General features: G+C 69.1%; 8 protein-coding genes. 7 read left to right on the top strand and 1 reads right to left on the bottom strand.

Going from position 1 to position 9,730, the window contains the following annotated elements; genetic code table 11:
- Positions 1–33: 33 nt before the first annotated feature.
- Positions 34–801, bottom strand: coding sequence for a hypothetical protein (locus tag GV007_RS17670; RefSeq protein WP_160074961.1), 768 nt, complete (start codon positions 799–801; stop codon positions 34–36).
- Between the two features lie 413 nt (positions 802–1,214).
- Here GV007_RS17670 and GV007_RS17665 point away from each other — a divergent pair, with 413 nt between their 5' ends.
- From GV007_RS17665 to GV007_RS17635, 7 genes are all read left to right on the top strand, one after another.
- On the top strand, positions 1,215–2,297 hold the full coding sequence (locus tag GV007_RS17665; RefSeq protein ID WP_104332923.1) for a substrate-binding domain-containing protein: 1,083 nt from the start codon (positions 1,215–1,217) through the stop codon (positions 2,295–2,297).
- A gap of 75 nt (positions 2,298–2,372) precedes the next feature.
- Complete coding sequence (locus GV007_RS17660) at positions 2,373–4,061, top strand: sugar ABC transporter ATP-binding protein (RefSeq protein ID WP_160074959.1); 1,689 nt, start codon at positions 2,373–2,375, stop codon at positions 4,059–4,061.
- Positions 4,058–5,077, top strand: a complete 1,020-nt coding sequence (locus GV007_RS17655) for an ABC transporter permease (protein ID WP_160074957.1) — start codon at positions 4,058–4,060, stop codon at positions 5,075–5,077. The genes GV007_RS17660 and GV007_RS17655 overlap by 4 nt, the downstream gene beginning before the upstream one ends.
- Positions 5,074–6,108: an ABC transporter permease gene (locus GV007_RS17650; protein WP_160074955.1), complete on the top strand. Its 1,035-nt coding sequence runs from the start codon at positions 5,074–5,076 to the stop codon at positions 6,106–6,108. The genes GV007_RS17655 and GV007_RS17650 overlap by 4 nt, the downstream gene beginning before the upstream one ends.
- Before the next feature lie 243 nt (positions 6,109–6,351).
- Positions 6,352–7,425 carry an acyltransferase family protein gene (locus tag GV007_RS17645; RefSeq protein ID WP_160074953.1) on the top strand — a complete coding sequence of 358 codons (1,074 nt, stop codon included), beginning with the start codon at positions 6,352–6,354 and terminating at the stop codon, positions 7,423–7,425.
- Positions 7,426–7,472: 47 nt separating this feature from the next.
- Positions 7,473–7,886 (top strand): RidA family protein, encoded by a 414-nt coding sequence (locus GV007_RS17640; protein ID WP_194676440.1) that lies wholly within the window; start codon positions 7,473–7,475, stop codon positions 7,884–7,886.
- 156 nt (positions 7,887–8,042) lie between these two features.
- Complete coding sequence (locus GV007_RS17635) at positions 8,043–9,617, top strand: AMP-binding protein (RefSeq protein ID WP_201297771.1); 1,575 nt, start codon at positions 8,043–8,045, stop codon at positions 9,615–9,617.
- The last annotated feature ends 113 nt before the right edge of the window (positions 9,618–9,730 follow it).

Below are 9,730 nucleotides of genomic sequence, written 5' to 3'. Positions count from 1 at the left end.
GAGGGGGTGAGGGAGAAGGTGGGGGTGAGGGTGCTAGGCGAAGGCCAGCTCGAGGGCGTCGAGCCATACGCCCCAGTGCGCCTTCCACAGCTCGATCTCGTCGACCACCTGCAGCTTCTCGTGCGCGATCGCGAACTTCGTGCGCCCGTTCGGCGCCGGGTCGAACGTGAAGAGGAGCCCGCCGATCGGCTGCCCGTCGCGAGCGAGGAGCACCTTGTAGGTCTTCGACGCGACCTTCGAGCGGAACTCCGTCTCGAAGCCGAGCAGCGCATCCCGGGCCGCGTCGTCGGCGATCAGCTCCCGCAGCACCTCACGGTCGACGGGCAGCGTTCGCGAGCGGTTCGCCGTGAACGTGCCGTCCGGCATCTGCCCGGCAAGACGCCGACCGGTCATGCGCTCGAAGCTGACCGCGATGCCCTGGCTCCACCAGCCGTTCTGCGCCGAGTTCGCCATGACCCACTCGACGATGCGCGGATGCGCCGCGTCGCGCCCCACACCCGCGTCGATCGCGTCGATCCACTCGTCCCACCCCTGCCCGGTCTGCGCGCGGATGGCGGCGTCGGAGTGCATCGGCGGCGCCGCCCACTCGTGCCTGACCGCCTCACCGATGCTGGCTGCGGCCGGCACGGCCGATGCGGCGGCCGATGCGGCGGTGGATGCGCCGGTGCCAGCCTTCCCTGCCGCCTCGGCGCGTGCATCCACCCCGACGCCGAGCAGCTCGGCACGTCGCGCGAGCGTCTCCTGGAGCCGGTCTCGCATCTTCGCGCCGACGGCCTCTGAAATCTCGGCAGGTGATCTCACGTCGCATCCCCTCGTCGCATCCACTCGTCGCTGGCCACACTACCGAGCGCGGCCCCACGCCCGGCCGCCGACTCCTCAGTCCCTCGGCCACCAGCCACCAGCAGACCTGTGAGAAGTGCAGCTTCCCGCGCTCGGGGAGCTGCACTTCTCACAGGTCTGCGTTTCGGTGCGGGAGGTGAGGGCGGTGAGGGCGGTGAGGCGAGACGCGCGGGACAGCTCTCGGAGACCTGCCGCTGGGCTGGTGGCCGCATTCAGATAACTGTCCACAGCCAATTTGGCAGCGCTACTGGTAGCGCTGCCATTTTTGGGCTAGTGTCACGAAGCAAGCTGGCGAACAGCCCCGGATCTCGGTCAGAGGCCCTCCACTCCACTCACGCCGTCAGCAGCATCCGCCAGATTTCAAAGGAGAAATCATGCACACTCGTCGACCCAAATCGCGCTTCAGGATGGGCACAGCACTCGTCGCCACGGCCTCCGCCGTGGTCCTCCTCGCCGGATGCACGAGCGCACCGGCAGAGGGCGGCGGCGGTTCCGCAGGAGGCGAGGACGGCAAGTTCGTCATCGGCTTCCAGCAGCCCCTCGGCGGCCAGGCCTGGCGCGAGATGGGCCTCGCCTCCCTCCAGGCGCTCGCGAACTCCCCCGAGTACGTCGACAAGGTCGAGCTCAAGATCGTGCGCACCGACGACAACGACGCGGCCCAGCAGAACGCCGCTATGCAGAACCTGATCGCCGACGGCGTCGACCTCATCCTCTTCGACCCGGCTTCCTCCAGCGGCGCAGACCCGGCCATCGCGCAGGCGACCGCACAGGGCATCCCCGTGATCGCCAACGGCGGACCCTACGAGAGCGAGGACGTCTACACGGTCTCCACCGACTGGGCCAGCGCCGGCACCATCGGCGCAGAGTGGCTGCTCGAGAACCTCACCGACAACAAGGACGTGGCGGTGCTCGAGGGCCTCGCCGGCGTGCCCCTCAACGAAGGCTCCATGCCGGGCGTCATCGACGCGCTCGAGGCCGGCGGCGCATCCGTCGTCGCCCAGGACACCAACGGCTGGAACGAGGCCACCGCGCAGGAGTCGATGGCCAACATCCTCCGCTCCAACCCGGACATCGGCGGCGTCTACTCCTTCCTCACGGGAGGTCAGGGCGTGGCCGAGGCCTACAAGGCCGCCGGCATCCCCTTCGTCCCCACCGTCGGCGGCTCCGGCTACAACGGCGAAGCGTGCGCCCTCGTCGAGTACGCCCCGGAAGGCTTCACGGGCAACATGATCTTCGGCCAGCCGTCGATCTACGCGAAGGGCCTCGAACAGGCCGTCCTGCTCCTCGAAGGCCAGGAGATCGAACGCGAGCAGTTCTTCCCGCCGCTCGAGATCACCACTGAGAACGCCGCCGACTACTGCCTCGAGGATCGCCCCGCGAACTTCCAGCTCGGCTACGACTTCCCCGGCCTCGACCTGAAGCTCGAGGACGTCATGGAGTACTACTCCGGGTCCTAGGGCACAGCGGCAGCCCCCACCAGCAGGGCTGCCGCCAGCTCTCACTCGAATCGATCAGCGAGGACACATCGAGTCATGAATTCAAGTGAAGTGGGCGCCGCAGACGTCGCGGCGGCGCCCGGGCAGGCGGAAGCCACCCGGCCGGCACGCACCGGGAACGCGGGGTCGGGCGAGGCGCTCCTCGTCGCGACCGACCTGGTGAAGAGCTACGGCCCGGTCAAGGCCGTGCAGGGGGTGAGCTTCGTCTGCCACCCAGGCGAGGTGCTCGCCCTCGTGGGCGAGAACGGCGCGGGCAAGAGCACCGTCGCGAAGATGCTGGCGGGCGCGGTGACCCCCACCTCCGGCACCATCACGGTCGAGGATGCGCCGCTCGCCTCAGGGAGCGTGCGGCTGTCGCGTCGTTCCGGCGTGCGCTGCGCGTTCCAGGAGCTGGCCCTCGTGCCCGAGTGGACCGTCGCCGAGAACTTGAGCCTCCCGGACGGGGCGCCGCTGCGCGGCTTCTCGCAGAAGAAGGCGATCGGCGCAGCGAGCGCCCTGCTCGATTCGCTCGACCTCCCCCAGATCGACCCACGGGCGCTCGTCTCCGACCTCTCGCTCGCCAACCGGCAGCTCGTCGAGATCGCGCGGGCCTTCGCCGGAGAGCCGAAGCTGCTCATCCTCGACGAGGCGTCCTCCGCGCTCACCCCTCCCGGTGTGGAGTGGCTGTTCACCCGCATCCGCGAGCTCACCGAACGCGGCGGCAGCGTCATCTACGTGTCGCACCGCCTCGGGGAGATCGCGGAGATCGCCGACCGCGGCATCGTGCTGCGCGACGGCGGCCTCGCCGGCGAGTTCTCGCGCGGCTCCTGGACCGACGATGAGCTCATCTCGCTCATGGCCGGCCGCAAAGCCGAGCGATTCTTCCCCGACCCGCCCGCACGGGCCCGCGAGGGCGACGTCCTCGACGTGGAAGGGCTGCGAGCCGAAGGCGTGCACGGCATCTCCCTCACCATCGGCGCCGGCGAGATCGTCGGCATCGGCGGACTCGCGGGGCACGGGCAGGCAGAACTGCTGCGCTCACTGTTCGGCGCATCCGCCGCCACGGCAGATTCGTGGACGATCGACGGCGAATCCGTCACCCGACTCACCCCTGTCCGCGGCGTCCGGCGCGGCCTCGGCTACGTGCCGGAAGACCGCAAGAAGGAAGGGCTCGCGCTCGAGCTCGGCGTCGGAGAGAACCTCCTCGCGCCCTGGTTCAAGGCCTGGCAGCTCGGCGGCAAGCCCCGGCTCGCCCGCGAGCGCGGCTGGCTCGACGGCGTGCTCGCCGCCCTCTCCGTGCGAACGCGCGGCCCCCTCGAGGCGGCGGGCTCGCTCTCCGGCGGCAACCAGCAGAAGCTCGTCTTCGGCAGGTGGATGAACCGTTCCCGGTCCGTCATCCTGCTGCACGACCCCACGCGCGGCATCGACGTGCGTGCCAAGCAGGAGCTGTACGGCGCGATCGTCGACCTCGCCAAGCAGGGCGTCGGCGTCCTCTGGTTCTCCACCGAGGTCGAGGAGCTCGTGCACGTCTGCCACCGGGTGCTCGTGCTCTACAACGGGCAGATCACCGACGAGCTCGCCGGTGAGCGACTGACCGCGGACGCGATCGTCGGCGCCGCAGTCGGCGTGACGGGCAGCATCCAGACCGTCTCGGCCGCCGAGCTCGAGGAAGCGGCGAGCGAAGCCGCGAAGACGACAACGCGCGGTAGGACAGCGCGTGAGAAGACATCGAGGAGCAGCACATGACCGCCACCGTCACCCCGCCACCGGCGCAGCCGGTCACCCGGGCCGTCGCACGCCGACAGGGACTCGTCAGGCTGCGACGCGAAGGCGCGTTCGCCCCCGCCGCGGCGTTCGTCGTGTTCCTGATCGTCTACCTCATCATCAACCCGGAGCTGCTGACGCGCTTCCAGCTGCAGACGGCCGCGAACCTCGTCGTGCCGCTCGCGTTCGTCGCGCTCGGCCAGCTCCTCATCGTGCTCGTCGGCGGCATCGACATCTCCATCGGCGCCATCATGAGCCTCTCCAACGTGGTCTTCGCGGCCCAGACCGAGCTCGTGCCCATCCCCATCGCCGTGCTCCTCGGCCTCGCGACCGGCCTCGCCTGCGGCCTCTTCAACGGATTCCTCGTCTCCTACGGCGGACTCCCCGCCATCGCGGTGACGCTGGCGAGCGCCTTCATCTTCGGTTCGCTCGCCCGCGAGGTCATGGACAGGCCAGGCGGCAACATCACCACCGAGTTCCACCTCGCGACGAGCGGCGAAGCCATCCCCTTCGTGCCCGTCGCCCTCGTCTGGCTGACCCTCATCGCCGTGCTCCTCTGGTTCGTCCTGCAGCGCAGCGCGCTCGGCAGGCACATCTACGGCGTCGGCTCGAACATGGACAGCATCCGCGCTGCAGGCCTCAACGCCCGCCTCACGAAGCTCGCCGCCTTCGGCATCGCCGGCGTGCTCACCGCCACGGGCGCCATCATGCTCGCCGGTTCCACCATGACCGGCGACCCACGAAGCGGCGACCCCTACCTGCTCTCCTCGATCGCCGCCGTCGCCCTCGCCGGCGCCAGCTTCACGGGCGGACGGGGCAGCATCATCGGCACCATCCTCGCCGGCATCACCCTCGGCCTCATCGGCAACCTGCTCTTCTTCGCAGGCATCAACTCGTACTGGCAGTACGTCATCTCGGCGCTCATCATCGTCTCGGTCGTGGGCATCCCCGTCGTCTGGCGAAAGCTGTCGTTCGCTCGGAAGGGAGCACGGTCATGACCGCAACAGTTCCGGCCGCAGTCGGCAATGCGGGGACAGCGGGCGCGGGAGCCCCCGGGCCCGGCGACCACGAGGTCGAGTACGCGCCGTCGAAGTCGCTGCTCGCGCGAGTCCCACGCAGCGTGTGGCCGCTGGTCGCATTCCTCGTGCTGTTCCTCATCGGCGGCATCATCCGCCCGAACCTCATCACGATCGAGTCGCTCATCGGCACAGCGACCTTCGCGATCATCCTCTCCATCGCCTCGTTCGGGCAGACGTTCGCCGTCATCCAGGCGGGCATCGACCTGTCCGTCCCCAACACGATCGCCTTCTCCGCGCTCTCGTTCCTCGCCATGGTGGGCCCCCTCGGCCCGTTCGGTGCCTTCCTCGGCGCGCTCGGCGCAGGCGCCGTCATCGGACTCCTCAACGGGCTCGTCATCGCGAAGCTCGGCCTCACCCCCATCGTCACGACGATCGCCATGAACGGCCTCCTGTTCGGCGTGATCCTGCTGCAGTTCAACTTCTCCGAGCTGACGCAGATCCCCGACTTCATCACGGCGATCACCTCCGCGCAGATCAGCGTCCTCGGCTTCTCCATGGCCGCGGTCCTCCCCCTCGGACTCGTGCTCATGGTCGTGCTGCAGCTCGTCCTCAGCTACACCGGATGGGGACGCTCCCTCTTCCTCGTCGGCGCATCCCCCGAGACGGCGCGGCTCGCGGGCCTCCCCGTCGACCGCATCCGCATCACCGGGTACGTCATCTCAGGGATGCTCGCCGCCTTCGCCGGCATGGTCATCGTCGGCTACTTCCAGCAGGCGTCCGCGACCATGGGCGACAGCTACCTGCTCTCCTCCGTCGCCGCAGTCGTCGTGGGTGGAGCATCCATCTTCGGCGGGCGAGGATCGGTGGTCGGCACGGTCGGCGGCGCGCTCGTGCTCGGCCAGGTCGCGACGCTCGTCACCGTCCTCAACCTGGGCTCCAACGTGCAGCAGCTCATCTACGGCGCCATCATCCTCGTCGTCATCTCCCTCTACGGGCGCAAGCGCGGCTAGCACGCATCCCGCCTCGCTCGCGCAGCATCGTGGCCTCCTGCTGTTCCCTCCACCGGGAGCGACAGGAGGCCATAACGCTGCCGAGTCGAGGCGACCCACTTCGGAAACCGAGCCGGAAGCGCATGACCAGATTCCCGTGCATGGGCGGGGCAGCGAACGGACCGCCAGGAGTCGCGTAGGGTCGGACACTGCCGAAGCCTCGCCGTCGCGCGTCGGCAGCTCCCGACCAGACGCGCACCAGCAATGACCTCACCCTCACCGCAGTCCAAGCAGCCGCCCGCCGCACGCAGCGCGCAGAGCGGCGCAGCAAGGGCTCGCTGGATGGACCTCATCCGCGGCGGCGCGATCCTCCTCGTCGTCCTGCTGCACGCCACCGCCATCCCATGGATGTTCGCCGGCATCAGCTCGGGCCGCGTCGTGAACGACGTCAACTCGTTCTTCGCCCCCTACCGCATGAGCCTCCTCTTCCTGCTCTCCGGGGTGCTGCTCACACGCTCGCTCGCGAAGCCGCCTGGCACCTACTACTGGAACAAGGTCCGCACCCTCCTCTGGCCGTACCTCGTGTGGATGGTCATCGGCATGCTCACCGAGGGCTACACCGACCTGCGCGACCCGTTCTTCTGGATCCCCAACAACTGGCTGTGGTTCATCTTCTTCCTCGCGGTCTACTACGCCGTCGCGCCACTGCTCGCCCGCATCCCCGGGACCTGGTTCGCCGTCGTGCCCGCCGTGCTGTGGCTCGCGAGCTGGCCGCTTCCCGACGGCGACATCTCCAACCTCACCTACTACGGCGGATTCTTCTTCGCCGGCCACCTCTGCGTGCGGCTCGGCTCGCGACTCTCCCGTTTCGAGACGCGCACCCTCATGTGGGTGTGCCTCGCCGTGGCGACCGGATTCGGGGCGTTCATCATCGCCGGCAACCGGGGCTACGCGAACGCCATGACAGCTGGCTTCGACGCCCACCGCCTCGAGCTGCTCCCCGTCGTCATCGCCGGCATCGCCGGCACGGTCATGGCCGTGCGACGAGCCACCGGCGCGCACACCGGCCAGAGCCACGACCGCGCCAGGTGGCTGCAGTACATCGGTCGGAACTCGGTGGTCTTCTACCTCGTGCACTTCCCGACGCAGGTGTGGATCACCAACATGCTCCTCGAGCTCGGCGTCACCAACCCCAACATCTCCCTGCCGCTCTGCTTCTTCGGTGCCCTCGCCGTCGCCTACCTCGCGTGCTGGCTGCGTCGCTTCCGAATCGTGGATGCATTCTTCGTGCTCCCGAAGTTCGCGAAGCGCACCGCTCCCGTCGCACCGCCAGCCTGAAGCGCCTCCCCATCCCACCAGCAACCGCCACCGCAGGAGAACGCCCCGTGTCGAACTTCGTGTCCCTCATCCGAGCCAGCACGCTCAGCGACGCCGCCGAGTACGCCTACGCCTCCGCCGTCGCCCCCGGCGCCCGCCTCATCTTCCCTGCAGGCGCCTGCCCGCTCAACGACGACGGCACGACCGCCGCGATCGGCGACTACGCCGGGCAGGCAGCCAAGTGCGTCGAGAACCTGCGCGTCGCCCTCGCCGAAGCCGGGGCGGAGCTCAGCGACGTCGCCAGCACCCGCGTGCTCGTCGCATCCACCTCGCAAGCCGACCTCGTCACCGCGTGGGAGGTCGTCCGCGACGCGTTCGGCGACCACGACGTCCCGAGCACCCTCCTCGGCGTCACCGTGCTCGGCTACGACGACCAGCTCGTGGAGATCGAAGCGGTGGCCGCCGTCGCCCCCGGGGCGTAACCCGCCGGCGGAGTCCTCCTGAGCGGGTCGCTGGGGTTGCTCCCATCTGCGGTCAGCAGTATGGGCAGCGGGTGCGAGACGTGCACCCACCTGACAGGCGCGGACGGGCGCAATCCGCCCACCGTGCCGCCTGCGTATCGATCAAAGGAGATCGCCGTGTTCAAGAGCCCCTACCCAGACGAGCAGATCCCGAACGTCTCGGTCTTCGACTTCCTCTTCTCCGAGCTCAGCGAAGCGGATGCCGCCCGCACCGCGATCGTCGACGGCACCACCGGCGCCGAGACGACCTTCGGCACCCTCAAGCAGCACATCGAGCTCATCGCGGGCGCGCTCGCCGGGGGCGGGCTCGGAATCGGCGACGTCGTCGCCCTGCACTGCCCGAACGTCCCGGCCTTCGCTTCGGTGTTCCACGGCATCCTCCGCTCCGGCGCGACGGCCACCACCATCAACGCGCTCTACACTGCGGAGGAGATCGAGACGCAGCTGCGCGACTCCGGCGCGAAGCTCCTCTTCACGGTGAGCCCCCTCCTCCAGCAGGCCCATGCCGGTGCCATCGCCGCCGGCCTCGAGCAGGACGCCATCATCGTCCTGGACGGCGCAGAGGGCTACCACGACCTCCGCGAGCTGCTCGGCGCGGGCCTCCCCGCCCCCGACGTGAGCTTCGACCCAGCGACACACGTCGCCGTGCTCCCCTACTCCTCCGGCACGACGGGCAAGCCGAAGGGCGTCATGCTCAGCCACACGAACCTCGTCGCCAACGTCGTGCAGACCTACCCCGTCCTCGACGTCGAGGACGACGACGTCGTGCTGGCCCTTCTCCCCTTCTTCCACATCTACGGCATGACCGTGCTCCTCGACATCGCCATCAAGAAGCGCGCGCGACTCGTCACCATGCCGAAGTTCGAGCTCGGCGAGTTCCTCCGCATCATCGAGACGCATCGATGCACGTACCTCTTCATCGCGCCGCCCATTGCGGTCGCGCTCGCGAAGCATCCGCTCATCGACACCTTCGACCTCTCGAGCGTGCGGTCCGTCTTCTCCGGAGCAGCCCCTATCGACGCGGCCCTGATGAAGGCCGTCGCAGACCGCATCGGAACCCGCACGAGGCAGGGCTACGGGATGAGCGAGGCAAGCCCCGTCACGCACGTGCTCCCGCCGACGGAGACCGGCATGTCCCTCGGGTCCGTCGGCGTGCCCATCGCCAACACCGAGGTGAAGCTCGTCTCGGTCGAGACTGGCGAGGAGATCGAAGCGGTCGAAGACGGGCAGAGCGAGCCAGGTGAGATCTGGGTGCGCGGGCCCCAGATCATGCTCGGCTACCTCGGCCGCGACGACGCCACACACGAGGCGGTCGACAGCGACGGGTTCCTGCACACCGGCGACATCGCCACGGTCGGCCCGCTCGGCGAGTTCACCATCGTCGACCGGCTCAAGGAGCTCATCAAGTACAAGGGCTACCAGGTCGCGCCCGCCGAACTCGAGGCGCTGCTGCTCACGCACCCCGACATCACCGACTCGGCCGTCGTCGGGGCGCTGGACGCCGACGGGCAGGAGATCCCCAAGGCATTCGTCGTGCGCCGCGAGGGCTCGCCGCTCGACGAGGCGGGCGTCGAGGCCTTCGTCGCAGGCCACGTCGCGCCGCACAAGAAGGTGCGGGCCGTCGCGTTCATCGACGTCATCCCGAAGTCGACCTCGGGAAAGATCCTGCGCAAGGACCTCCGCGGGCGCTGACGCGCGCGGGCACCCACTCCCGCCCAGGGACGAGTTGTAGTCGTCAAGACGGCCGCGGAGCGACCACAACTCAGCCCTCGGCGAGAGGAGCACGCGCGGCGGGGGCAGGGAGG

The organism is Pseudoclavibacter sp. 8L, from assembly GCF_902506465.1.
Taxonomy (GTDB): Bacteria; Actinomycetota; Actinomycetes; order Actinomycetales; family Microbacteriaceae; genus Pseudoclavibacter.
This window is presented reverse-complemented; position numbering and strand designations above follow the sequence as displayed.

Coding starts and splice junctions, on each gene's coding strand:
- GV007_RS17650 (WP_160074955.1), top strand. CDS start 5,074: ATGACCGCAACAGTTCCGGCCGCAGTCGGCAATGCGGGGACAGCGGGC.
- GV007_RS17660 (WP_160074959.1), top strand. CDS start 2,373: ATGAATTCAAGTGAAGTGGGCGCCGCAGACGTCGCGGCGGCGCCCGGG.
- GV007_RS17645 (WP_160074953.1), top strand. CDS start 6,352: ATGACCTCACCCTCACCGCAGTCCAAGCAGCCGCCCGCCGCACGCAGC.
- GV007_RS17665 (WP_104332923.1), top strand. CDS start 1,215: ATGCACACTCGTCGACCCAAATCGCGCTTCAGGATGGGCACAGCACTC.
- GV007_RS17655 (WP_160074957.1), top strand. CDS start 4,058: ATGACCGCCACCGTCACCCCGCCACCGGCGCAGCCGGTCACCCGGGCC.